This window comes from Paraburkholderia sp. UCT2 (genome assembly GCF_014397665.1).
In the GTDB taxonomy this organism is placed as follows: Bacteria; Pseudomonadota; Gammaproteobacteria; order Burkholderiales; family Burkholderiaceae; genus Paraburkholderia; species Paraburkholderia tuberum.
The window spans coordinates 207,338-233,474 of the sequence record NZ_VZQO01000002.1; the positions used below are offsets into that span (position 1 = coordinate 207,338).

The 26,137-nt window shown below is 62.6% G+C and carries 19 protein-coding genes; 7 read left to right on the forward strand and 12 right to left on the reverse strand.

All coding sequences use genetic code 11. The features are described 5' to 3' along the window. Positions 1-61 precede the first annotated feature (61 nt). From F6X39_RS02625 to F6X39_RS02665, 9 genes are all read right to left on the reverse strand, one after another. Positions 62-1,450, reverse strand: a complete 1,389-nt coding sequence (locus tag F6X39_RS02625; RefSeq protein ID WP_262413105.1) for a TldD/PmbA family protein — start codon at positions 1,448-1,450, stop codon at positions 62-64. Next, positions 1,447-2,886, reverse strand: coding sequence for a TldD/PmbA family protein (locus tag F6X39_RS02630; protein ID WP_187615461.1), 1,440 nt, complete (start codon positions 2,884-2,886; stop codon positions 1,447-1,449). Before F6X39_RS02630 ends, F6X39_RS02625 begins: the two co-directional genes overlap by 4 nt. Next, positions 2,883-4,529: an ABC transporter ATP-binding protein gene (locus F6X39_RS02635; protein ID WP_187615462.1), complete on the reverse strand. Its 1,647-nt coding sequence runs from the start codon at positions 4,527-4,529 to the stop codon at positions 2,883-2,885. The genes F6X39_RS02630 and F6X39_RS02635 overlap by 4 nt, the downstream gene beginning before the upstream one ends. Then, on the reverse strand, positions 4,529-5,641 hold the full coding sequence (locus F6X39_RS02640; protein ID WP_187615463.1) for an ABC transporter permease: 1,113 nt from the start codon (positions 5,639-5,641) through the stop codon (positions 4,529-4,531). Before F6X39_RS02640 ends, F6X39_RS02635 begins: the two co-directional genes overlap by 1 nt. Beyond that, on the reverse strand, positions 5,595-6,647 hold the full coding sequence (locus F6X39_RS02645; RefSeq protein ID WP_187615464.1) for a microcin C ABC transporter permease YejB: 1,053 nt from the start codon (positions 6,645-6,647) through the stop codon (positions 5,595-5,597). Before F6X39_RS02645 ends, F6X39_RS02640 begins: the two co-directional genes overlap by 47 nt. Positions 6,648-6,654: 7 nt before the next feature. Then, on the reverse strand, positions 6,655-8,553 hold the full coding sequence (locus F6X39_RS02650; RefSeq protein WP_187615536.1) for an extracellular solute-binding protein: 1,899 nt from the start codon (positions 8,551-8,553) through the stop codon (positions 6,655-6,657). A 175-nt stretch (positions 8,554-8,728) separates the two neighbouring features. Beyond that, entirely contained in the window at positions 8,729-9,472 is a 744-nt protein-coding gene (locus F6X39_RS02655; protein WP_187615465.1) for an energy transducer TonB, read from the reverse strand. Then, on the reverse strand, positions 9,469-9,888 hold the full coding sequence (locus tag F6X39_RS02660; RefSeq protein WP_090800842.1) for an ExbD/TolR family protein: 420 nt from the start codon (positions 9,886-9,888) through the stop codon (positions 9,469-9,471). The genes F6X39_RS02655 and F6X39_RS02660 overlap by 4 nt, the downstream gene beginning before the upstream one ends. A gap of 24 nt (positions 9,889-9,912) precedes the next feature. Then, positions 9,913-10,524, reverse strand: a complete 612-nt coding sequence (locus tag F6X39_RS02665; RefSeq protein WP_184063922.1) for a MotA/TolQ/ExbB proton channel family protein — start codon at positions 10,522-10,524, stop codon at positions 9,913-9,915. A 1,073-nt stretch (positions 10,525-11,597) separates the two neighbouring features. Between F6X39_RS02665 and F6X39_RS02670 the strand changes: the two genes are divergently transcribed. From F6X39_RS02670 to xth, 7 genes are all read left to right on the forward strand, one after another. Further along, positions 11,598-14,288, forward strand: a complete 2,691-nt coding sequence (locus F6X39_RS02670) for a TonB-dependent receptor plug domain-containing protein (RefSeq protein ID WP_187615466.1) — start codon at positions 11,598-11,600, stop codon at positions 14,286-14,288. 130 nt (positions 14,289-14,418) lie between these two features. Beyond that, the gene (locus F6X39_RS02675; protein ID WP_187615467.1) at positions 14,419-16,035 is read left to right on the forward strand and encodes a peptide ABC transporter substrate-binding protein; all 1,617 of its coding nucleotides are present in this window, start codon (positions 14,419-14,421) and stop codon (positions 16,033-16,035) included. 17 nt (positions 16,036-16,052) lie between these two features. Beyond that, positions 16,053-16,988 carry an ABC transporter permease subunit gene (locus F6X39_RS02680; protein ID WP_184022273.1) on the forward strand — a complete coding sequence of 312 codons (936 nt, stop codon included), beginning with the start codon at positions 16,053-16,055 and terminating at the stop codon, positions 16,986-16,988. Position 16,989: 1 nt separating this feature from the next. After that, entirely contained in the window at positions 16,990-17,940 is a 951-nt protein-coding gene (locus F6X39_RS02685; RefSeq protein ID WP_409340029.1) for an ABC transporter permease, read from the forward strand. 1 nt (position 17,941) lies between these two features. Beyond that, positions 17,942-18,943: an ABC transporter ATP-binding protein gene (locus tag F6X39_RS02690; RefSeq protein ID WP_187615468.1), complete on the forward strand. Its 1,002-nt coding sequence runs from the start codon at positions 17,942-17,944 to the stop codon at positions 18,941-18,943. After that, positions 18,940-19,959, forward strand: coding sequence for an ABC transporter ATP-binding protein (locus tag F6X39_RS02695; RefSeq protein ID WP_187615469.1), 1,020 nt, complete (start codon positions 18,940-18,942; stop codon positions 19,957-19,959). The genes F6X39_RS02690 and F6X39_RS02695 overlap by 4 nt, the downstream gene beginning before the upstream one ends. Positions 19,960-20,297: 338 nt before the next feature. After that, positions 20,298-21,074, forward strand: a complete 777-nt coding sequence (gene xth, locus F6X39_RS02700) for an exodeoxyribonuclease III (protein ID WP_090800854.1) — start codon at positions 20,298-20,300, stop codon at positions 21,072-21,074. A 51-nt stretch (positions 21,075-21,125) separates the two neighbouring features. On the opposite strand, the gene F6X39_RS02705 is transcribed toward xth, so the two are convergent. The 3 genes from F6X39_RS02705 to glnL form a co-directional block, all read right to left on the reverse strand. Continuing rightward, entirely contained in the window at positions 21,126-23,243 is a 2,118-nt protein-coding gene (locus tag F6X39_RS02705; RefSeq protein ID WP_187615470.1) for a prolyl oligopeptidase family serine peptidase, read from the reverse strand. Positions 23,244-23,383: 140 nt separating this feature from the next. Beyond that, the gene (gene ntrC / locus F6X39_RS02710) at positions 23,384-24,922 is read right to left on the reverse strand and encodes a nitrogen regulation protein NR(I) (protein WP_187615471.1); all 1,539 of its coding nucleotides are present in this window, start codon (positions 24,920-24,922) and stop codon (positions 23,384-23,386) included. A gap of 36 nt (positions 24,923-24,958) precedes the next feature. Further along, the gene (gene glnL, locus F6X39_RS02715) at positions 24,959-26,101 is read right to left on the reverse strand and encodes a nitrogen regulation protein NR(II) (protein ID WP_184022235.1); all 1,143 of its coding nucleotides are present in this window, start codon (positions 26,099-26,101) and stop codon (positions 24,959-24,961) included. Positions 26,102-26,137 lie beyond the last annotated feature (36 nt).

A 26,137-nucleotide genomic window follows, 5' to 3' on the forward strand; every position in this document is an offset into this window, starting at 1 on the left:
CTCAAATATTGTCTTTGGTTCTGTCATTGTTATGGCCTTCAATCTGTCATCGAAAACTCACTCACAGCGTCAGTTCGAACGAGCGTGCCAGCAAGCCGGGTAGTTTCCAGCCGCCGGTCTGCCGCTCGCCCTCCGTTCCATCGTTCAGCAGCAGTTCCGGCTGGGCGTCGAGACGTTCGAGTTCGCTCGACAGCAAACGGTACAGGCTGTCGTCGAAACGCATCGCGTCGACCGGCGCGACGATCTGGCCGCGTTCGACCCAGAACGTCGCGAAACGCGTCATGCCGGTCAACCGGCAATTCATCCGGTCAGAAAAATTCACGTACCAGAGATTGCCGACATACAGCCCGGTATCGAGTGCGGCAAGGATATCGGCGGCGTCGAGATCGCCGCCAGCCATCGCCAGCGACTCGGGCGTTTCGCTGGCGAGCGCGCCGTTCGGCGTCAATCCGTATTCGCGCGCGCTACGGGCGTTGGTCAGTTGCCCGGCGTTGCGGCCGTCGTGAATCAACGGCACGCTGTCGCGCTGATAACCGTCTTCGTTGAAGCGCGGCGTGATATTCAGGCTCAGGTCTTCGGTCATCGACACGCGCGGATCGAGCGCGGCTTCGCCGCTGTGCAGCCGGTAAAACGGGCTGCGCGCGGTGGCGTTCGCGCGCGCGGAAAACCCGCCCCACGACGCCGTGCCGACCAGTTCCAGCATCGCCGACGGCGCCAAATACGTGCGATACCGCCCCGGCGACAACGCACGCGGCGTGTGTCCAAGCACCGGCAAACGTGCGGCGGCCTGTTCGACCTTCGCGGCGAACACGCTGTCGTCCCAGTGGTCGCCGGTGTACGTGCTTTTGATCGCACGGCCGCTCGGGTCGTACAACGACCAGCTAAAGCTGAAGTTGCTGACTTCGTACCAGCCGCGACTGCCGCGCGACGACGAGAAGCCGCGCACCATCGAGCCACCTGCATAGAAGCCGACGAAATCGAGTCCGCGCGCGCTTTCGGTGGCGATCCGCAACAGTGCGTCGGGCGCGGGCAGCTTGCCGCTGCGGCGCGTCGATTGGGTCCATTGGGTGGCGTCGTACAACAGATGCGGGTCGTCGGGCGCATCGCGCAAGCCGTCGCGCAACGTATTCAGCGCATCGGCGATATCGCGCAGGTCCGTCGCTGGATCGCCGCCTACCGTGAAGCTCGAATACGCCTGCCTGGCGCCGTCGATCAGGCGGACGGTCAGTTTGCCTTGCGACACCTGGCCGATCTGCCGAACCTTGCCACCGTTGAAGCGGATAAAGTCGGATTGCTCCGCCGACAGCCGCGTCAACGCCACTTCGTCGCCGCTGAGCAACGTGTCGATCGCATCGGCGAGCAGCGCGAAATGCGCGTGCCAATCCGGCGACTGCGCGTTCGAGGCGAAATCGAAGCCGCTCGATGCATTGACTGCATGGGTTGTAGTCATTGCGCGCCTCCGAATACATCGACATGCGTGAACACGCACGGCGGCGACGCATGGCCGACGCGCACCAGCTGCACCGGTTCGCCTTTGCCGCACATCGACGTGCCGAACACTTCGCGCGTGCCGGCATTGCCGACCGCGCTCAGACTGCGCCAGAAATTCGCGGATATGCCGCGATAATTCGGTTGCTTGACGATTTGCGTGAGCTTGCCGTTTTCGATCAACTGGCCGAACTCGCAGCCGAATTGAAACTTGTTGCGGTGATCGTCGATCGACCACGACGTATTGGTGCGCATCAGGATGCCGTGTTCGATGCCGGAAATCATTTCGCCCAGCGTGCTGGTTCCCGGTTCGATATTCAGGTTCGCCATCCGGTCGATCGGCGCGCGATTCCAGCTCGACGCACGCGAATTCGCGACGCCCGCCATCTTTGCGCGCTGTTGCGACAGCGCGCCACCGAGCGGACGTTCGAGCACGCCATCGCGAATCAGATACTGTTTGCGCGCTTCGGTGCCGTCGTCGTCGAATGCGTACGACGCCGCTTCTTCGCGCAACGACGGATCGAATGTCACGTTGAGCAGTTCCGAACCGTAACGGTAAGTGCCGAACATCTCCGGCTTCACGAAACTCCATCCGGCGAAGTTGCGTTCGTCGCCGAGAATCCGGTCGAGTTCGAGCGGATGCCCGATCGATTCGTGAATCTGCAACATCATCTGATCAGGCATCAGCAGCAGGTCGCGCGGACCAGCCGGACAGTTCGGCGCGGCCAGCAAGGTCAGCGCGTCGGTGGCGAGCCGCATGCCTGCGCCGTCGAACGCGTAGCGGTCCAGCACTTCGACGCCGCCTTGCGCGAGCGTGCCGTAATTGCCCCCGAGCGTGCGCACCTGCGTGTCGCCGTTCGCGTGCGCCGCGACGCTCATTTCCGGCATCACGAAGCAAAAGCGCTGGTCGATTCGCGCGCCGTCGCTGGTCAGATAAACCTGTTCGGTGCGCGTGATCTGCACGGATGCCGTGCGCTCGACGATCCGGTCGTCGATTTTCGCGGCGGCGCATTCGTGCGCGAGGCGCGCGAGCCATTCGCCGCGCGTCGGCAGCGGCTGGTCGGCATTGGGCGAGACATACGCGCCGCTGCGCGCTTCGCGCGACACCGCGCGATGGTCGATCAGCGATGCGCCGGCGCTCGCCAGCGCACGTTGCGTCGCGATATCGAGCGCAGCCTGCAAGCCCGCGATGGACAGATCCGTGGTTGCCGCATAGCCCGCGCCCGCGCCGGCCCACGCGGTCAGCATGGCGCCGCGTTCGCGCTGCGTGCGCAGCGGCTGCGCGACGTCGTTGCGCACTTCGTGGTCGTCGATCTGTTCATCGACAATCCGTAAGGACCAGAACGCCGCGGTGCTCTTCAACGCACGGGCGGCCTGCGTCCAGCGCGATTCACTCATTGCAGCACCTCGGGTTCGTCGTGCTCCGGCGCGATCATCGACGCGGCGAGCAACGACTGCGTATAAGGATGTGACGGCGCATGCAGCACGTCGAGCGTGTCTCCCGCCTCGACCACGCGGCCGTTCTTCATCACGATCACGCGATGCGCCATTGCACGCATCACCGCCAGATCATGGGTGATCAATAGATAGCTTAACCGGTACTTCTTCTGCAAGCCCGCCAACAACTTAAGCACCTGTTGCTGGATCGACACATCGAGCGCGCTGGTCGGCTCGTCGAGAATCAGCACTTCCGGTTCGACCGCCAACGCACGCGCGATCGCTATTCGCTGCCGCTGCCCGCCGGAAAACTCGTGCGGATAGCGCAGCATCGATTCTTGCGGCATGCCCACTTCTTCGAGCATCGTCCCCACCCGCGCGCGGCGCGTGCGCGCGTCGATTTCCGGCCGGTGCACCTCGATCCATTCCCCGACGATCTGCTCGACCGTCATACGCGGCGATAGCGACCCGAACGGGTCCTGAAACACCACCTGCATCCGCGAGTACAACGCGCGGCGCGAGTTCGCGCCACGCAAAGCCGACAACGGCGCGCCGTCGATATGGATATGACCGGCGGCGGGCCGTTGCAGACCGAGCAGCGTCGCCGCCAGCGTCGATTTTCCGGAGCCCGATTCGCCGACCACGCCGAGCGTCTCACCGCGACGCAGCGTCAGATCGACGTCGTGCACTGCGCGAAACGTCGAACCGCTGAACAGCGAGCGCCAGCCTTTCGCGGCCGTCCGGTAATCGACCGCGAGGCCTTGCACCTCGAGCACCCGACGCGCGTGCGGTTCGATCGGCCCGATCTCGCGATGCGGTTCGCTGTCGAGCAAGCGCTGCGTGTAAGGATGCTGCGGCGCTGCGAACAGCGCCTGGGTCGTATTGGTTTCGACCAGCACACCCTTTTCCATTACCGCCACGCGTTGGGCGAAGCGGCGCACGAGATTCAGGTCGTGCGTGATCAGCAGCACCGCCATGCCGCGATCGGCGGCTTCCTGTTCCTGCAACTCGATCAGCAGATCGACGATCTGCTGACGCACGGTGACGTCGAGCGCGGTAGTGGGTTCGTCGGCGAGCAGCAGGCGCGGACGGCACGCGAGCGCCATCGCGATCATCGCGCGCTGGCGTTGTCCGCCGGATAGTTGATGCGGGTAGCTGTCGATCCGCCGTTCCGGCTCGGGAATGCCGGTACGGCGCAGCAGTTCGATGCCGCGGGCGCGCGCCGCGTTCGACCGCAAACCCTCGTGCAAACGCAGGCTTTCGGCGATCTGCTGACCGATCGTGAACAGCGGATTGAGCGCGGTCATCGGCTCCTGAAACACCATCGCGACGTCGGCGCCGCGTATCCCGCGCATCTGCTGCTCGGTTTTCTGTAATAGATCGACGCCGTCGAGACGGATCTGGCCGCTGGTCTGCGCATGTTCGACGAGGCGCAGGATCGACAGCGCCGTGACGCTCTTGCCCGAACCGGATTCGCCGACCAGCGCAACCCGCTCGCCGCGCCCGATCGTCAGATTCAGTTCGCGAACCGCGACCTTGTCGCCGAAACGGATCGAGAACGTGTCGATTTCCAGCAAAGGCTTGTGCAACGTCGCGTCGCCCATCACTTCCTCCCGCCGAACGCCGACCCGCGTGAACGCGCATCGAGCGCATTGCGCAACGCGTCGCCCATGAACGTCAGCAGCAACAACGTGATCACCAGCGCGGCAAACGCAGATACCGAAATCCACCATGCGTCGAGGTTGTTCTTGCCTTCCTGAAGCAGTTCGCCCAGGCTCGGCGTGGGCGGTGCGACACCCAGCCCCAGAAAGTCCAGACTCGTCAGCGACAGAATCGCGGCGCTCATCCGGAACGGCAGGAAGGTGATCACCGGCGTCATGCTGTTCGGCAGCAGATGACGCCAGATGATCTGCCAGTTGCTCAAACCCATCGTGCGCGCGGCGCGAACGTAATCGAGCGAACGGTTGCGCAGGAATTCGGCGCGCACATAGTCGGACAACACCAGCCAGCCGAACATCGACAGCAGGATGAACAGCAGCCACAAACTCGGCTCGAAGATCGACGCGAAGATGATCAGCAGATACAGGTCCGGCATTGAACTCCATACTTCGATCAGGCGCTGCCCGATCAGGTCGGTGCGGCCGCCGTAAAAGCCTTGCAACGCACCCGCCAGCACGCCCAGCACGATACCCGACACCGTCAGCGCAAGCGCCATCAACACCGACAACCTGAAGCCGTACAGCAATCGCGACAGCACGTCGCGGCCGTATTGATCGGTGCCGAGCCAGTTGGTCGCGGACGGCGACGCCGGAAACGGCCGCGTCGCGAAGTAATCGATCGTGTCGTAGTGGTAGTGATTCGGCGGGTAGATCGCGAAGTTGCCTTTCTCCGTCAACTGCTTGCGGATAAAGGGATCGAGATAGTTCGCGCGGGTCGGAAAATCGCCGCCGAACATCGTTTCCGGATAGTCCTTCACGATCGGAAAATAGTCATGGCCGTCGTAACGGACCATCAGCGGCCGGTCATTCGCGAGCACTTCGCCGAGCAGGCTCAGCACGAACAGCGTCGCGAACACGATCAGGCTCCAGTAACCGAGCTTCTGCCGGCGGAAACGCTGCCACACGCGTCGCCCAGGCGACACGGACACCGGCAACGCGCCGGGCGGCAGTTCATCGGTCCAGGCTGTTGAACTGGATGCGGGGGTCGACGAGGACATAGCAGACGTCAGCAATGAGTTTGGTCACGAGACCAATCAGCGTGAACAGGAACAGCGAACCCAGCACGACCGGATAGTCGCGGCGGATCACCGAGTCATAAGACAGTTGGCCCATGCCGTCGAGCGAAAACAGCGTTTCGATCAGCAGGTTGCCGTTCAGGAAGGCGCCGATAAACGCAGCGGGCAACCCGGTCAGCAGCGGAATCGCGGCGTTGCGCAATACGTGCTTCCACAGCACGTCACGCTTGGGCGCGCCTTTCGCCCGCGCGGTCAGCACATATTGACGACCAATCTCTTCGAGAAACGTATTCTTGGTCAGGATCGTGACGATCGCGAAGTTGCCAACCACCGACGCCGTCACCGGCAACACGATGTGCCATAGATAATCGAGCACCTTGCCGAACGCACTGAGTTCGTCGAAGTTATCGGACGTGAGGCCGCGCATCGGGAAGACCTGCCAGAACGTGCCGCCGCCAAACAGCATCAGCAGCAGCACGCCGAACACGAAGCCCGGAATCGCGTAGCCGGTCAGCACCATCACGCTGGTGGCGGTATCGAAGCGCGAGCCGTTGCGCACCGCTTTCGCGATCCCGAGCGGCACCGACACGATGTAGGTCAGCACGACCGTCCATAACCCGAGCGTGATCGACACGGGCAGTTTCGAGCGGATCACCGCCCACACGCTCTGATGGTGATAGTAGGACTGGCCGAGATCGAAACGCGCGTAGTTCCTCAGCATCTTCAGATAGCGCGTCAGCGGCGGTTTGTCGAAGCCGAACTGCTTCTTGATCTGCTCGATCTGCTGCGGATCGACGCCCTGGCTGCCGTGATATGCGCTGCCGCCGCCTCCGCCTTCGCCGCCGCGCTGCTGGCCCTGACGCAACTGCGTCATCATCTGTTCGACCGGGCCGCCCGGCACGAACTGCGTCACGAAGAAAGTCAGCGTAACGACGCCGATCAGCGTCGGGATCATCAGCAGCAGACGTTTGACGATGTAGATAAACATAAGCCCCTCACTTCGCCTCGGCGGTATTGGCCGCAGCGGACGGCGGCTTGCGATACCAGTAGCTGACGATCCAGTCCTCGCCCTGGAAACTGACCGGCGTCACCGACGGGTAGCCGAGGGCGCTTTTGTACGCGATCCGCGTATCCGGCGCGAAATATTCGGGCACCATGTAATAGCCGTTGATCAGCACGCGGTCGAGCGCATGGGTCGCGGTTTCGAGTTCGTTCAGCGTGCTCGCGTGGATCACCGCGCGCACCAGCGCATCGACCGCCGGCGACTTCACGCCCGGATAGTTCTCCGAGCCGACCTGGGACGCCGATGCGCTGCTGAAACGACGCTCCAGTTCGGAACCGGGAATCGTCACGCGCAGATAGATGAACGTCGTCATATCGAACTCGAAGTTGTCGATCCGCTTCTGATACAACGCACTATCTATCTCGCGCATATGCGCATCGATGCCGAGCAGTTGCAGGTTGCGCATATACGCCAGCAGTACGCGATCCATGCCAGGCTGATCGTCGATGATTTCGATCGACATCGGGTTGCCGTGCGCGTCGCGCAACTGGCCGTCGCGCACCGTCCAACCCGCTTCGGCGAGCAGGCCGCGCGCTTCGCGCAGGTTCTCGCGCAACGTGTGCGGCGCAATCGTGTCGGCCTGCCTGACCATTGGACCGAACACGGCCGCCGGCAAACTCGCGCGATACGGGTCGAGCAGCGTGAGTTCGGCAGCGGTGGGCACGCCTTGCGCGGCGAACGGGCTATCGTCGAAGTAGCTGTTGGTGCGCCGGTACTGGCCGTAGAAGGTCATCCGGTTCAGCCAGTCGTAGTCGAACGCGAGTGCAAGGGCATGCCGCACCCGCACATCCGAAAACATCGGCCTGCGCGTGTTGAACATCAGCCCCTGCATCTGCGCGCCGTGATCCGGAAAGAGTTTGCGCTGCAACGCGCCGTTCTCGAAGTTCTTGCCGATATAACGGCGCGCCCATTGCATCGAACTGTATTCGACCATCACGTCGGTATCGAGCGCTTTCAGCGATTCGAGCTGCGTGTAATGATCGTGATAGAGCTTGAACGCGACGCGCGCGAAATGGTACATGCCGCGCCGCGACGGCAAATCGGCGGCCCAGTAAGCCGGATTGCGACGGTAGACGATCTGCGTGTCGTTCTTGCGCTGCTCGATCAGATACGGGCCGCTCGACACCGGCGGCACGTTGGTCAACTGATCGAACGCGATGCGCGTGCCGTTGGCTTGCATTGCCCACTTGCGCGAGAAAACCGGCAGGTCGCCTGCGATCAACGGCGCGTCGCGTTCCACGTGCCTGAAGTCGAAGCGCACCCGCGACGGGTCGAGCACCGTGGCGTGGCTGATCACCGCGAACTGCGAGTTGAACAGCGGCGATGCCTGCGGGCTGGTCAGCGTATCGGACGAATACTTGACGTCGTCGGCGGTGATCGGATCGCCGTTCGAAAAGCGCGCTCGCGGGTCGATATGAAACACCGCTGATTTGCCATCCGGCGCCACCTCGACGTCGTCGGCGATCAATGCGTATTCCGACGCGAGTTCGTCCCAACTGCGCTGCATCAGCGTATCGAACATCAGATGCAGGATGTCCGGCGCCGGCGCACCACGCGTCAGGAAAGGATTCAGCGAATCGTAGCTTTGCGCTTCGTCGTAGTTCTGAAAAACCAGCGTGCCGTCGGTCGGCGCATTCGGGTCCGCGTAATCGAAATGCGTGAACCCGGACGGATACTTCGGCGCGTCGTATTGCGCGATCGACGCCCTCGCGAACGCGGGCGCCGTCGTCAACGGCACGACCAGCAGCCCCGCGACGAGCGTCACCGCAACCTGCGCCGCGAGCATCTTAACGACGCGCGCGCGCGGGCCTCGAAACCTGTCGGTTGTCATCATGCGTGTCTGAACGCAATCGGCTCGTAGCCGATGCGCGATGCTTCGAAACCGCGCGGGCGGCGGCGGGTAGCCACCGCTCGCGCGGTTCCGGGTTGAAGGCCGGATGGGTAAATTGCGAAGGCCGGAAGTTCGCGTCGAAGCTGAGCTTGTTCGTCGTCGTTACTCGTCGTGGTTACTCGTCGTCGGACGGTGTGGTCTTGAACGAGAACTGAACTTCGCCGACATACGGCTCGGCATTCTTCTCGCACTTGTACGCCTTGCCTGCGGCAATCACGGCTTCGTTGAACACCGACGTCGGCGGCGTGACGCGCATGATCTTCACGTCGCTGACATTGCCGTCCGTACCGATCGTCAGATGCGCGATCACGTCCGCCGAAATGCCGTCCGTCAATGCCTTGCGCGGAATCACCGGCTGCACCGACTGGCAATGACCGCGGCCGTCCACCACGCCATGCAGCGCGGGCGGCGCCGGCGGCGCGGCTGGTGCCGGCGCGGGTGCCGGCGCAGGCGTCGGCGAGGCGACCGCCGGAGCGTTCGGAGCCGGATTCGCCGTGGGCTGGATCACCGGCTGCGGCGTCGGTCGCGGCGGCGGCGGCGTCGGGGTCGGCTTCGGTATTTCGTGCTTCGGCTGCGCTTTGGGCGGCGCCGGCGGCGGCTCCAGCTTCTTCACCTCGGGCGGCGGCGGTGGCGGAGGCGGCGGCGCAATCTGCACGCGCATCTCCTTCGGCGGCGGAGGCGGCGGCGGCTGGAACTTCATGTGCGACACGCCCAGAATCACCAGCGCCTCGACCACCACCGCAACGCCGATCGCCAGCTTCATGGGCATGCGACCGTGATGCGCCGGCGTCGTCGATGCCCAGAGTGCACCGTCCAGGCGGTTTTGCGGATCTTTCATGTCGATGGCCGGTGAACTCATGTCGTCGGGTTCGTGGCCAATGCAACCGAACTGATGCCCGCCGCGCGCACCAGGTCCATCACCTTGACGATATTCTTGTAGCTCGTGCCTTCGTCGCCGGCAATCGCGACATCTACTTTCTTCGAGTCGTGAACCAGACCTTGCAGACGCGCGGTCAGTTCGTCGGGCGTCACGGGCTTCGAATCCAGATAGATTTCATCCGTCTTCGTCACCCCGATCGATAGCTTGACGGTCTGCTGCAACTGCTCGGCGGTGCTCGATTGCGGCAGGTCGAGCTTGATGCCTGTGCCCTGGATCATCTTCAGCGTCGCGAGCATGAAGAACACCAGCAGGAACATCATGATGTCGATCATCGGGATGATCTCGATGCGCGCTTTCTCTTCACCGCCGAGGTAATGGCTGCGATGGTTTCGCATGGTCCGTCTCCTTGAGTGCGGGTGTCAGACTGCGAAGCGCGATACGAGCAGCGACTTGATGAGATCGAACTGGTTGACCGTCATCCGGATACGCTTGTTGAAGTAGTTCAGGAAGATCACGCAAATGATCGCGATGGTCAGCCCGCACGCGGTGGCCGTCAGCGCGTGACCGATGCCGCCCGTCACACCGTTCGGGTTCGCGGTGCCGCTGGTGCCGAGCACGTTGAACGATTCGACCATGCCGATGATCGTGCCAAGCAGACCCAGCAACGGGCCGAGCGTCACGGCCGTATCGAGAATCCACAGGTTACGGTCGAGACGCGGCAACTGGAACATGATCGTTTCCTCGATCTCGCGTTCGACCACGGCTTCGCTCTTGCCCTTCACTTTCATCGCCGACTTCACGAGTTCGCCTTGCACGGTCTGCTTGTAGTGCTCGGCCACTTTGGCGGCATCGTCGGGATTGGCTGCATCGACGAGTTTCAGGTCATGTTCGAGGGTCTTGCCGGCACGCACGGCACGCGAGAAGAACATGAATCGTTCGATGATGATCGCGATGCCGAGCAGGAAGATGAACGCGAGGAGAGGGATCAGACCCATCGACTGGATCGAGTAGTTAATGAGGGTATTCAGCACTGCGGACTCCGGTTAGTACAGGCTCAAGCGGCCGTTGAATAACGGTGGGTATCGAGATGCCGGCTGCCTTATGGGTCGCCAGCTAAAAAGGCCTGCCACCCATGCAAAGCCCGTACCAGGACCAGCGCCTGATTGCTCCGTAAAGACGTCGCCAATCCCTTACACGGAACGCTTTGCCTTTTATTTCATGGCCTTACGTAGCGTAACAAAAACTCGCATCCCGAAGGCTTGCGTGGCGCTCGCGCACGCGTATAGCAAAACAAATTGATTTCGGTAATGGCGTAAAGCCGCTTTCGAAGACTTATCCTGGCAAGGTCTTTAATTCGCTATTGCAGAAATGGTGCGAAAAATCGCAATTGAAACGCTTTGGTGCAATGCCCAATACGACATAGCCAACTTTATTACATGTTGTTTTCTGTGTACTTTCAGTTTTCTTACATCATAAACACCAATTGCAGACCAATCCCCGCCCCAAAAAAGCTCCGCGCAACGCGAAGCCATCTTACCGATCGTTTTCTTACATTTATTACTTAACATTTTTAATGCGCCTCAATTGCCCAGAATTAGGGAATCTAATTGGGCTTGATGCATCTTTATTTAATGCACCAATTCGGAATTAACGCATTCTATCGGTGCGAATTCCGCACCAATCGTAACGACAACGAACCACCAGGCTGTATTCTTTTTTAATTGAAATTTTCTTGTGTTCTGTTACACGCACGAGGAGAGATTTATTTCCATGCATTACCCGAGTAACGAAATTTTTCGTAAGTCTTAATTCCTAAGCAAATCAATCGCTTCGATGCATTTGCGGAGGCCGCTCGAGGCCTTTCCGACGGCCCGCGGCCTCACACATGGCATATCTCGTGCTCTTGCTGCGCTCGCTTCAAGACCAAGGCGCGCGTCCGACACGATCGGCGACGCACCCTGGACGGGATGTGCGGGACGGCGCGGGGATGCGCCGGACAGCGAAGAACTCGCTGACGTCAACGCACTGCAGCGCACGCGCAACTCGCGCCTGCGTTTGCGTGATCGTTCAACGGAAGTGGCCTTAACAACAAGAAGGAGCGGAAGTGAAACAAAAGCGATTGGCCTCAGCCATCAAAAGAATCATCGGAGCCGAGCTGGTGTTGACAGCGGCGTTCGTCCCGCTGGCACACGCACAAAGCCAACCTGATACAGCGGCCGTTCCGACGGCCGCAAGCACGCCAGCGGCGACTCCCCCCGCCGTCAGCAAGCTCGAAAGAGTAGAAGTCACCGGTTCGCTGATCCGCACATCGGACAAGACCGGCAACGTCGAAGTCCAGACCGTTACAGCAAGGGAAATCCAGCAAAGCGGCTTCACGACCGTGGCCGACTTCCTGCGCGGCATGTCTGCCAACTCCGCGTCCAGTTGGGGTTCCACCACGATGAACGGCACGGCGCCGGGCGGCTCGGGGATCGCATTGCGCGGTCTGTCCGAGAAGTACACGCTGGTGCTGGTCGACGGCCAACGCGTCGCGAACTACGCACAGGCGGTGAACTTCACCGACACGTTCTTCGACGTCAACACGATCCCGCTGAACATCGTCGATCACATCGAAATCGTGAAGACGGGCGCCGTGTCCGCATACGGTTCCGACGCGATTGCCGGCGTGGTCAACATCATCACGAAGAAGAACTTCCAGGGTCTTCAGATCGACGGGCAGCTCGGCAAGGCACAGCATCCGGGTAACGCTCAGGGCAACTTCAGCGTGCTCGGCGGCTTCGGCGACCTGAACTCGGATCGTTTCAACGTGACGGCAGCCGCCAGCTACTATCGCGATTCCGGTTCGACGCTCGACCAGCGCGACATGACCAAAAACGAAGACTTCAGCCAGTTCCCAGGTGGGTCGGCGGGTCCTCTGGGTCCGAATCAGCAGTCATTCTGGCAACTGCCCGACGGCTCGACAGCCGCGTTGAGCCCATGCCCTCCGGGCAGCACTAACGCGGCGGGCGCATCGTGCGTGTACAAGAACGCGAACACGTACTCGCTGATTCCACAGACGACGCGTATGAACGCGAAGGTGCGTGGCACCTTCAAGATCAACGACGACGTGCAGGCTTACGCCGACTTGTGGGCGAGCCGCAACGAGACGGTCCAGTATTTCGGCAGCCCGGCCATCACCAGCACGTCGAACGTGTTCAATCCGCTGACCGGCTCGGTGTCGCAACTCGACCGCACGGTGTCGGCGCTGAATCCGTACAACCCGTACGGTGTCGATACGCCGATCAACCTGACCTTCCCGGGCGTTGCGCAGCGCGCAGACACAGTATCGACGTTCTGGAAGGCCTCGACGGGCGTGAAAGGTTCGTTCACCACGCCGAAGGTCGGCGACTGGGACTGGTCGGTGGACTACGGTCATTCGCAGAGCACGGTCGACACGACGTACTCGAACATGATCAACACGGCCGCGCTTGAAAACATCCTCGGCCCGAACGGCGGCTACAACTTCGCGAACCCGGCATCGACACCGAACGGTCTGAACGGCCTGTTCCAGGACGACAACCAGCAGGCGATCTCGAAGCTCGACAGCGTGACGGCGAAGACCTCGACCGGCAATCTGTTCAACCTGCCGGCTGGCCCGGTCGGCGTCGGTTTCGGTACGGAATTCCGTCACGAAAGCTCGCTGATCAACCCGCGCACGTACTCGTCGCAAGGGATCGTCGTGCCGGCGAACGTTCAGTCCGTCGACGGCGAACGCAACATCGCGGCCGTGTATTACCAGATCGATATTCCGATCATCCACAACCTGACGTTCACGCAAGCGGGCCGCTACGACCACTATAGCGACTTCGGCGGCGCGTTCTCGCCGAACTTCGCACTGCGCTTCCAACCGGTCCAGATGCTGACGACGTACGCGTCGTACAGCCGTGGTTTCCGCGCGCCGACGCTGGTCGAAAACTCGCAGGCAACCTACCTGGCTCACCAGAACCTCGTCGATCCGAACGACCCGAGCGGCGTGCCGACCAAGCACTTCACGACGGAACAGGTCAACGGCAACCCGAACCTCCAACCGGAGCACACCAAGAACTACAACATCGGCTTCGAACTGTCGCCGGATGCGTCGACCGATATCGGTGCAGCGTTCTACAAGATTCATATCGACGGCGTGATCGGTACCGACGATCCGAATGCCGTGCTGGATGCCAACGACCCGTCGAGGGTCGTGCGCAATCCTGACGGCACGATCCGCTACATCGCGCAACAGTTCATCAACCTCGGCTCGCTGGACACCGACGGCTTCGATATGAACTTCCGCAAGTCGGTCGGCACGAAGTACGGCACGTTCACGCTGTCGGGCGACTGGGCGTACGTGTGGCACTTCAAGCTGAACAGCCCGGGCTCTGCAACGCAGGACTTCGCGGGTAACAACCTCGCGCTGCTGCAACCGTTCGGTGCGTCGAATCCCCGCTGGAAGGGCAACACGAGCCTGACTTGGGATTACCGCAAGATGACCACGACGCTGAGCTGGCAGTACACGGGTCCGTACACCAACGCAGTGGCAGCCGAGTTCGGCGACGGTGGCACGGGTTCGGTGGCGTCGTATAGCCAGTTCAACCTGATGATGACGTATCGCGGCTTCAAGAACTGGACGATCTATGGTGGCATCCAGAACATCTTCGACAGGGAGCCGCCGTTCGACGTGGAGTGGCAAGCAACGCCGGACATCACCGGCTACGACCAGTCGCTGTACACGAATCTGGGCCGCTTCTTCCAGATCGGTGCGACCTACCGCTTCTGATCGTCGCAGCGGGCTTTATCGCAGGACCGTAGGTCTCCTCTTGCCTCTTCTTCGTTGTTGAAGAGGATTGGCGGCGGTGCCTCGCGCACCGCCAGCTTTTTTGCTTTTCGGATGCCACGTGGAATACGCAATGAAACCGATTCACGCCACTCGGGCGGCGTTGGCCGTGTTGGCGCTCGCCCTTCTCTCTCCCGCCCACGCCGTGACGATTCCGCCCGGCGTCACGCTCGCAGCCACCCAGGAACTGACGCGGCAAACACCCGTCGAGGCAGAATCGATCGACCCCGCGCATATCGAATCCTGGGCCGCTAATACCATCGGCCTCGACCTGTTCGAAGGCTTGACGCGAATCGCCGCCGACGGTGCGGTCGTGCCGGGCGTCGCGCAATCGTGGAGCCGCAGCGCGCCCGATACATGGATCTTCAAGCTGCGCCACAACGCGCGCTGGAGTAACGGCGAGCCGGTCACGGCCGCCGATTTCGTCTATTCATGGCAACGCGTGGTCGATCCGAAGACCGGCTCGAAATACACGATCCTGGTCGAGTTCGTGAAGAACGCGAAGGCGATTCTGGCGGGCAAGGCGCCGCTCTCCAGTCTCGGCGTGCGCGCGGTCGATCCGTACACGGTAGAGGTCAAAACCGAAGACCCGACCGCGTTCTTTCCGCAACTGACCGCAATGTCGACGATGGCACCGGTGAACCGCGCGACGGTCGCGAAGTACGGCGACGAATGGACCCGTCCCGGCCACATGGTCAGCGACGGTGCGTATGCGTTGAGCGACTGGCAACCGGGCAACCGTCTCGTGATGGTGAAGAACGACAAGTACTGGGATGCGAGCAAGGTCGCGATCACGAAAGTCACCTATCTGCCGATCGAAAGCGACGAAACGGCAATGCGGATGTATCAGGCCGGCCAGTTCGATTACACGTATTCGATTCCGTCCGGCATCTATAACCAGGTCAGCAAGCAGTTCGGCTCCGAACTGAAGACCGGGATGTTTATCGCCACCTACTACTACTCGCTGAACAACGCCGACCCGGCCTTCAGGGACAAGCGCGTGCGCGAGGCGCTGTCCATGGTGATCGACCGCAGCCTGCTGACGTCCAAACTGACCGCAAGCGGCGAGTTGCCGCTGTACGGCCTGATTGCAAAAGGCACGCAAGGCGCGGCGCAATTCCAGCCCGACTGGGCCGCGTGGCCGATGGCGAAGCGCATCGAAACCGCGCGAGACCTGCTGAAACAGGCGGGCTATTCCGCTGCAAAGCCGTTGACGTTCACGCTGACATACAACACCAACGACCTGCACAAGAAGGTCGCGCTATTCACGACGTCGGAATGGCGCACCAAGCTCGGCGTCAACGTGAAGCTCGAAAACGTCGAGAACCGCGTGCTGCTGAAAATGCGCCACGACGGCAAGGTGCAGGCGTCGCGCGACGGCTGGTTCGTCGACTACAACGACGCGATGTCGTTCTTCGACCTGATCCGCTGCAACAGCGTGCAGAACGACCAGCACTACTGCAATCCGAAGGTCGATGCGTTGATCGATCAGGCGAACCAGCAGATGGACGAAGCGAAGCGCACCGCGATGCTAACGCAGGCGCACGACATCGCGATGAATGACTATCCGCTGATTCCGATGTTCCAGTACTCGGCGGTGCGGCTCGTGAAATCGTATGTGGGCGGCTATTCGCCGACCAACTACGTCGATCAGCGGCAGTCGCAGGACATGTACATCATCAAGCACTGAGCGCAAGGAGCCTTGCCATGCTGGCTTATACATTGCGCCGCGCGTTATGGGCGATCCCGACGATTCTCGCCGTGATCACCGCGTGCTACCTGCTGCTGCACCTGACGCCCGGCGGCCCGTTCGATTCGGAGAAGCATCTGTCGGCGGCCGTGCTTGCCAATCTCGACGCGAAATACCACATCGATCAGCCGCTGTGGAAGCAGTATTTGCTGTACATCGACTCGCTGCTGCACGGCGATCTCGGCGCGTCGTTCCGTTACACGGACTGGTCGGTCAGCGAACTGGTGTGGAAAGCCCTACCGGTCAGCCTCGGTGTCGGCGGCATTTCGGTGCCGATCGCGCTGGTGATCGGTGTGGCGCTCGGCACGGTTGCGGCGGTGCGCCGCAATGGCGTGATCGACTACGGCGTGATGTTGCTCGGCAATCTCGGCGGTGTGGTGCCGCCATTCATCCTCGGCCCCGTGCTGGTGTGGGTCTTCGCGATCCTGATCAAGCGCGGCGAGCATGGTCTGCTGCCCGCTGGCGGTTGGGGTGATGGCGACTGGCACTACCGCGTATTGCCGATCGTACTGCTCGTGATCATCAACGTATCGACGATTGCGCGCGTGATGCGCGGCAGCATGATCGAAGTGCTGTCCGGCAATTTCATCCGGACCGCGCGCGCGAAAGGTCTGGCCGGCCGCACCATCGTCTTGCGTCATGCGCTGAAACCGGCGCTGATGCCGGTCGTATCGCTACTCGGCTCGCTGTGCATTTCGTCGATCACCGCTGCGGTCGTCACCGAATCCGTATTCGCGCTGCCCGGTCTCGGTCAACTGGTCGTGAACGGCGCGATCAATCGCGACTACACGCTGGTGCTCGGTCTGGTCGCATTGATCACGGCATTCGCGGTCCTGTTCAATCTGCTGGTCGATCTTGCTTACGCATGGCTCGATCCGCGCATCCGGTACTGACATGAAGATTCGTCGATTCAACCTGGCCGCGCGCGCGTTCGTCGCGCCGCCGGCCGATGCGGCGTCCGCAGGCGGCTGTCTGTCCGGCGGCATCGTCACGAAGGCTTCGCGCGGACCGTTCGCGATTGCCGGCATGCGCTTTTTGCGTAATCGCGCGGCATTTGCAAGTCTCGTGATCCTGCTGCTGATCGTCGTCGCATGCTTTGCGGGGCCGCTGTTTCTGCCCAACAATCCGGTCGACAGCGACTGGGGATCGATCAGTCTGCCGCCGTCGTGGCTCGGCATGCATCTGTTCGGTACCGACGAACTCGGTCGCGACCTGCTCGCGCGCACGCTGGTGGGCGGGCGCGTATCGCTCGAAGTCGGGTTGCTCGGCACGCTGGTGTCCGGACTGATCGGCGTCGCGTGGGGCGCGACAGCCGGCTTCATGGGCGGACGCGTCGATGCCGTTATGATGCGCGTCGTCGACGTGATGTACGCGATTCCGTACATGCTGATCGCGATCATGATGATGACGCTGTTCGGCCGCGCATTCTATCTGGTCGTGCTGACCATCAGCGCGTTTTCGTGGCTCGATATGGCGCGCGTGGTGCGCGGTCAGACGCTGTCGCTGCGTTCGCGCGAATTCGTCGACGCGGCGCGTGCGACTGGCGTCAGCACCCGCGCCATCATCGCGCGGCATATCGTGCCGAACCTGATCGGCGTGGTGGTCGTGTATGCCACGGTCACAGTGCCGTCGATCGTGCTGACGGAATCGGTGCTGTCGTTTCTCGGACTCGGCGTCCAGGAGCCGATGACGAGTTGGGGCGTGCTGATCGAAGACGGTGCCCAAAAACTCGAATCGATGCCGTGGCTGCTGCTCTGCCCTGCCGTCATGCTGTGCGTGACGCTTTATTGCGTGAACTTCGTCGGCGACGGTTTGCGCGACGCTCTCGACCCCAAGGATCATTGACATGGCGCTACTCGAAGTGAAGGACCTGAGTGTGCGCTTCACGCGCCGCGAAGGACCGCCGGTCGATGCGGTCCAACGCGTGTCGTTTTCGCTCGACGCGGGCAGCACGCTGGGCATCGTCGGCGAATCGGGGTCGGGCAAGAGTCAGACCGTGATGGCGCTGCTCGGTTTGCTGTCGTCGAACGGCAGCGTGTCGGGCACCGCACTGTATCGTGGCGAAGACGGCGGCGATCTGCTGACGATGAACAACGCAGCGCTGAACAGGATTCGCGGCAACCGGATCGGCATGGTGTTTCAGGACCCGATGACGGCGCTCAATCCGTTTTTGACCATTGAACGGCAGATGACGGAATCGCTGCAATTGCACAAGAAGCTGTCGCGTCGCGAAGCGCGTCGGCGTGCCATCGAGGTGCTCGACACGGTGCGGATTCCCGATGCCGCACGCCGCATCGGCATGTATCCGCATGAGTTTTCCGGTGGTATGCGGCAGCGCGTGATGATTGCGATGGCGTTGCTGTCCGAACCGGAAATTTTGATTGCCGACGAACCGACTACCGCGCTCGACGTCACCGTTCAGGCGCAAATCATCGAATTGCTGCGCGAACTGAATCGCGAGCGCGGCACGGCAATCGTTCTCATCACGCACGACATGGGCGTGGTTGCCGGTTTGTGCGATACCGTGATGGTGATGTATGCAGGGCGCACGGTCGAGCAGGCAGACGCGCGCGCGCTGTTCGCCGCGCCGACCCATCCGTACACGATCGGCCTGTTGAACGCGCTGCCGCGCATCACCGACGACGACGACCGCCCGTTGCAAACCATTCCGGGCAATCCGCCTTTGCCGGGGCAAATCGGCGCGGGTTGCGCGTTCGAACCGCGCTGTTCGTTTGCAGACGATACTTGCCGCACCACAGTGCCGTCGCTCGATGCGCGTAGCGATCTGGCGGGTGCATTGCGCGCGTGCCACCGTCCGGTTCCAGCCATTCTGGGGGCCGTTCGATGAACCAGCATTCCGCTTGCAACAGTACCGAACCGCTGCTGTCGGTGAACGAACTGAAGGTGCATTTCAGCGTGCCGCGCGGCAAATTACCGTGGTCTGGCAAGGCCACGCTGCGCGCTGTCGACGGCGTGTCGTTCGATGTACGGCGCGGCGAAACCGTCGGGCTGGTGGGTGAATCCGGTTGCGGCAAGTCCACGCTCGCGCGCGCGATCGTCGGTCTTGCGCCTGCGTCGGGCGGCAGCGTCAAGCTTCATGGCGTCGAAACCGTGCAAGGCACAAAGCGCGATCTCGGCATCTTGCGGCGCGACGTGCAGATGATCTTTCAGGACCCGCTGGCGTCGCTCGATCCGCGCATGACGATCGAGCAGATCGTCGCGGAGCCGTTGATCACGCATCGGCCCGATGTCGCGCGCGCCGATGTGCGCGCTCGCGTGCTGACCATCCTCGAACGCGTCGGCCTGAATGCGCAGCATCTGCGGCGCTATCCGCATGAGTTTTCGGGCGGGCAATGTCAGCGCGTCGGAATTGCACGGGCATTGATCAGCGAGCCGCAACTCGTGATCTGCGATGAACCGGTGTCCGCGCTCGACGTGTCGATTCAAGCGCAAATCGTTAATCTATTGCGCGACTTGCAACGCGAACTGTCGTTGTCGCTGCTGTTCGTCGCGCACGATCTGGCCGTGGTGAAAGCAATCAGCCATCGCGTGATGGTGATGTATATGGGGCGCGTGATAGAGTTCGGCGAAAAACGCGCGCTGTACGCGGCACCTGCGCATCCCTATACCCGTGCATTGCTGTCGGCCGTACCGGTTCCCGACCCGAGCGTCGAGCGCGCGCGACGGCATCTGCTGCTTCAAGGCGAGATTCCGTCGCCCTTGCAACCGCCGTCGGGATGCGCGTTCCGCACGCGCTGCCCCGCCGCGATCGACGCATGCGGCGATGCGCAACCGCAAGCGGTTTCCCGGCAAGGTGATGCACGGCGGGTTGCGTGCATCCGGGTTCCCGTTCCTACCGAATAGCGCCTGTTTCATGGGCGGGAGTTCAACAACCGGGACAGCGGCGAAAGCCCACGCTCGACCGGCCCGAGCTGATGGCCTGGTGATGGGCCAAAAGCAAAAGGGCCAAAAGCAAAAAGCCCGTTCAGGTTCCCATGAACGGGCTTTGTCTGGCGGAGTGGACGGGACTCGAACCCGCGCCCCCGGCGTGACAGGCCGTATCATATAGCCTGCGACGCCGGACTGGCATGGCGTGTGACTCCTGAGTAACGGAACACCACTCGTGAAATGAGTATATCGATACGTATATCACGACCACATCAAGTCAAATATTTATTGAAAATCAACAGCTTGTGCAACTGATGAAAATCGCCACCTGGAACGTCAACTCCCTCAAAGTCCGCCAGCAACACGTCATCGACTGGCTCGCGAGCAGCGGCACCGACGTGCTGTGCCTGCAGGAACTGAAGCTTCCCGACGAAAAATTTCCGCGCGCCGAACTCGAGGCGGTCGGCTATCGAAGCTGGTACGCGGGTCAGAAAACCTATAACGGTGTCGGCATTCTGGTGCGCGAAGGTTTGAACGTCGACGAAAGCAGCATCGTGCGCAACATCCCCGGTTTCGAGGATCCGCAGCAGCGCGTGATCGCGGCAACCATCGACGGCGTGCGCATCATCTCCGCGTATTTCCCCAACGGCCAGGCGCCCGGCACCGACAAGTTCGCGTACAAGCTGCGCTGGCTCGACGCGCTGCACGACTGGCTCGCAACCGAGATGACGCTGCATCCGAAGCTCGCCTTGCTCGGCGACTACAACATCGCGCCCGACGATCGCGACGTGCACGATCCGAAGGCATGGGAAGGTCAGAATCTGGTGTCGCCCGAGGAACGCGCGGCGTTCGTGCGGCTGATCGGCCTCGGCCTGCTCGACGCGTTCCGCCAGTTCGAGCAGCAGGAAAAAATCTATTCGTGGTGGGACTACCGGATGATGGCGTTCCGTCGCAACGCGGGACTGCGCATCGATCACATCCTGCTGTCGAAGGCATTGGCCGACATCTGCTCGGCGTGCGACATCGACAAGGTGCCGCGCAAGTGGGAGCAGCCGTCGGATCACGCGCCAGTGTTCGCGCAGCTGGGCTGATCCGGAATACAGCGACGAAACGAGGCAGCGCTGGCTCGCGTCCCTATTGCTTCAGGCGCCGCCCAGCACACCCCACAAGAACCCGAACACCATCGCATCATGCTCGGCCTGCTCCAACTCATCGGAGCCGCCGTGGCCGCCTTCCGTATTCTCCCGATACCACACGTGCTGCGCGCCCAGCGCCTGCATGCGCGCGGCCATTTTGCGCGCATGGCCGGGATGCACGCGATCGTCGGCGGTCGACGTCGTGAATAGCACCGGCGGATACGCGACACCCGCCGCGAGGTTGTGATACGGCGAATACGCGGCGAGCGCACGCGCTTCATCGGGTTCGTCGGGGTCGCCGTACTCGTCGATCCACGAGGCGCCCGCATGCAGCAGGTGATAGCGGCTCATATCGAGCAACGGCACCTCGCAGACGACCGCGCCGAATAGCTGCGGCCGCTGCACCATGCAGGCGGCCACGAGCAAACCGCCGTTGCTGCCGCCCTGAATGCCGAGCTGTGCGGCGCTCGTCACGCCGGTCGCGATCAGCGCCTCGGCGACCGCGATGAAATCATCGAACGCACGCTGGCGATGCTCGCCTTGCGCCGCCGTGTGCCAGCGCGTGCCGAACTCGCCGCCGCCGCGAATATGCGCGACCACGTACACGCCGCCGCGTTCGAGCCAGCCGATGCCCTGCCCCGTCAGATAGCTCGGCAGCAGCGGAATCGCGAAGCCGCCGTAGCCGCTCAGCAGACATGGGCGCGTCGGGCTTTCATCGCCCGGCGATGACGGCGCTTCCTTCGGCCCAATCACCGTGTAGGGTACGCGCGTGCCATCGGCCGATACCGCATGTCCGCGCGTCACCGCAACGCGCGTCGCGTCGAACTGCGTCGGCCAACGGTCGAGCAACTCCCATTCGCCGGGCTCCTCGAGCGCGAGCTCGGAGAGCCAGTAGGCGGGCGGTTGCAGATAATCGTCGGTGTCGACGAACACTTCGTCGTTCAGTGTCGACTCGACCGGCGACACGTCGACCTGCGCATCGCCGCGCGACGCGAACACACGCTCACGCCACTGCCAGGTGCCGTCCTCGCGCTGCGACGGCGTCCAGATCAGCGTCTTGCCGCGCACGTCGTCGAGATACGACACGATCAGATGATGGCGCGTATGCGACCACTCGCAGGCCGAGGTCAGCGGCGTCGGCGTGAAGAGCGGCGTCACGTCGCGCTCGCCGCGCAGAAACGCGTCCTCGCGAATCGCGAGCAGCGCGCCGCCCGGATAGCGCGCGAGATTGCCGTCCCACTCGCATTCCCAATCGAGCCGCGGCTCGAGCAACAGCCAGCCCTGCCACGCCCCCACCGCGACGTGCGACGGCACTTCGTAACGATGCCAGGCGTCGCTAGCGTCGTCGAGGTAATACGTGTGCGAATCGAAAAAGTCGACGCTGCTCGTCACCGTATGCCGGCGATCGACCGGATCGTAATGCGCCTCCACGCCGATGTCGCCAAACTCGCCGCGAAACACGACGGGCGCATCGGCGAGCGCCGTACCGCGGGTCCAGCGCCGCACGTCGCGCGGATAACCAGAGCGCGTCAGCGTCTTGCGCCCATTGTCCCAGCCGACGTACAGCGTATCGCGATCGATCCAAGACACCGTGTGCTTGCCCGCCTTCGCAATCGCGAAGCCATCGTCGACGAAACGCCGCGCGTCGAGATCGAACTCGCGCACGACGAGCGCATCCGAACCGCCCGGCGACATCGTGATCAGCGCGCGGTCGCCGTCCGGATAAAGGATATCGAGATCGACGCAGACCCACGGCGTGCCGTCGGCCGCGCCGAGCGCGTCGAAGTCGAGCAGGTTCTGCCACACCGGTGCGCCGTTGCGCCATGCGGCCCACGCAGTGCGTCGCCAGATACCGCGCGGATTGCGCTCGTCCTGCCACAAATCGTAGGCCCAGTCCTTCCAGCGATCCGGAATCACCGGACGCTCGCGCGGCAGATAGGCATCGGCGAGCCGCCGTCTGAGCGTGTCGAACGACTCGCCGCGGCACCACGCCACACGGGTGCGCGCATTCTGCGCGTCGACCCATGCGAGTGCGTCAGCGTCGCCCAGCTCTTCGAGCGACAGGAAAGGATCGGGGGAAAGCGGCCACTCGAACGGGGCGGGAGAAGCTGAAGAAGCTGGCATCGTCGGCTGTTGGATCGGAACAGCGTTGATTATGCCTCGTGCGCGATGGTCGACGGTTTGCCGCGGGGCGCGATGCAACAACGACGAAGGCGGCCTGAGCCGCCCCCGCCTGCCATGCAGCATCGCTCAGAACGGCCGCGTCAAGGCTCCAGATTGAGCTCCTGAATCTTGCGCGTAATCGTATTGCGCCCGATGCCGAGCCGCTCGGCCGCCTCGACCTTGCGGCCGCGCGTGAAGTCGAGCGCTTCGCGGATCACGGCCGCTTCGAAGCGGCGCGCGAGTTCGTCCATCACGTCGGCCGCGTTTTCGCGCAGCATGCGCGCGACTTCGGTGCGCAAGCCGCCTTCCCATGCGCTCAGCGCGGTGGCGACCGACGCACCGGCCGCCCCACCCGGATGCACGAGCGCGCCGCCGTTCGTGCCAGCGAGCGGCACGCCGCCCGCGATTCCCGCATGGGTCGCCACGGTGCCATCCGTCGTCGCGCCGGCAGCGGCGCCCGCACCAAGCTCGCTCCCGGCGCCGTGCGCGGGACCGAGATCGGGTGGCAGATCCTTGGTTTCGATCGTCTGCGCGGGCGCCATCACCGTGAGCCAGTTCGCGAGGTTCTCGAGTTGCCGCACGTTGCCCGGAAACGGCAGCGACGCGAGATACGCGAGCGCCTCCTCGGACACGCGCTTCGGTTCGACGCCGAGATCGCGCGCACTCTTTTGCAGGAAATGCCGCGTCAGCAGCGGGATATCCTCGTTGCGCTCGCGCAACGCGGGCAAGCGCAGACGGATCACGTTCAGACGGTGATACAGGTCCTCGCGAAACAGTCCCTGCCGCACGCGCGATTCGAGATTCTGGTGCGTCGCCGCGATCACCCGCACATTCGCGCGCAACGGATTGTGGCCGCCCACGCGATAGAACTGCCCGTCCGACAGCACGCGCAACAAACGCGTCTGCAGATCGAACGGCATGTCGCCGATTTCGTCGAGAAACAGCGTGCCGTTCTCGGCCTGCTCGAAGCGTCCCTGGCGCATCGCCTGCGCGCCGGTGAACGCCCCGCGCTCATGACCGAACAGTTCGGACTCCAGCAAATCCTTCGGAATCGCGGCCGTGTTCAACGCGATGAAGGGGCCGTTCGCGCGTGGGCTATGTCGGTGCAGCGCACGCGCGACCAGTTCCTTCCCGGTGCCTGATTCGCCGGTAATGAGCACGGTGGCCGCCGAATGCGACAGGCGGCCGATCGCGCGAAACATGTCCTGCATCGCGGGCGCCTGGCCGAGCATCTCGGGCGCTTCGGCGACGCGGTCGTCCCACGTCTGCTCGCCGCGCATGCTTTCGTCGACCGCGCGGCGAATCAGCTCGACGGCCTTGTCGACGTCGAACGGCTTCGCCAGATACTCGAACGCGCCGCCCTGGAATGCGGCGACCGCGCTATCGAGATCCGAGAACGCGGTCATGATGATGACCGGCAAGCCCGGCACCTTGTCGCGTACGGTTTGCAGCAGCTCCAGCCCGGAGCCGCCAGGCATGCGGATATCGGAGACCAGCACCTGCGGGCTGTCGTGATCGAGCGCGGCCGACGCTTCGCGCACGTTCGCGAAGCTGCGCGTCGCGAAGTTCTCGCGCGCCAGCGCTTTCTCGAGCACCCAGCGAATTGATTGATCGTCGTCTACTATCCAGATCGGCTTCATATAGGTCGGTCAGAAGTCTTGAGGTGCTTGTGTTATCTAGAGGTCGAGCGGCAGCAGAATCTGAAACTCGGTATGGCCCGGCCGGCTGTCCACCTCGATCAGACCTTCGTGCTGCTGCACGAAGGTCTGCGCTAGCGTGAGACCGAGACCGCTGCCGTCCTCGCGCCCCGACACGAGCGGATAGAAAATGCGGTCGCGAATCTCTTCGGGAATGCCTGGGCCGTTGTCGATGATATGCAAGTCCAATGCCAGCTTGCACAGGCGTTTTGAAATCGTGACCTTGCGCGCGATGCGCGTGCGCAATTCGATGCGCGCATCGCCCTGCGAGATCCGCTCGCGCAACGCCTCGGCCGCATTGCGCACGATGTTCAGCAGCGCCTGGATCAACTGCTCCTTGTCGCCGCGCAGATCCGGCACGCTGACGTCGTAGTCGCGCTCGATCGTCAGGCCGCGCGGAAACTCCGCGAGAATCACCTGACGCACGCGCTCGCACACCTCGTGAACATTCACGTCGCCGACGATATGCGGATGCCGGTGCGGTTCGAGCAAGCGGTCGACCAGCGTCTGCAGACGGTCCGACTCCTTGATGATGACCTGGGTGTACTCGCGCAACTCGTCGCGCTGACGTTCGCCGAGTTCGAACTCGAGCAGTTGCGCGGCGCCGCGAATGCCCCCCAGCGGATTCTTGATTTCGTGCGCGAGATTGCGGATCAGATGCTTGTTGACGGCCGTCAGGTCGTTGATGCGCTCTTCGCGGTCGGTGCGCAGATGCCGCTCGTTCTCGAACAGTTCGAGCAACACGTAGTCCTGCGCGCTTTCCAGAAAACCGACGATCGCATGCACGTGCAGCGGTTCGTGGCCGGGACGCTCGAGCACGGCGTCCAGATGCGTCGCGTGAAAACGGTGCGCGGCGATCGCGGTGATCGTCGCGACCAGTTCGTCCGCGTTCGAGAAGATGTCTGGCCACGCCATCTGCGTGAGTTGCTTGCGAGACATCTCCAGCATCGACTCCGCCGACGGATTCGCGAACGCGACGCGCAGCGTGCGCTTCTCGAGCACCAGCAAGACGGTCGGCAGCGCCTCGAAGCCCGGCAGCAAGCCAGAACTCACGAGCTGCATGTCGTCCGACAGCGTCTGTTCGTGTCCTTTCCTTGCCTTGATCAGATTCTTGAGAACCATCTTGCAGTCTGGCCGGTGGGAGATGGTGATAAATCA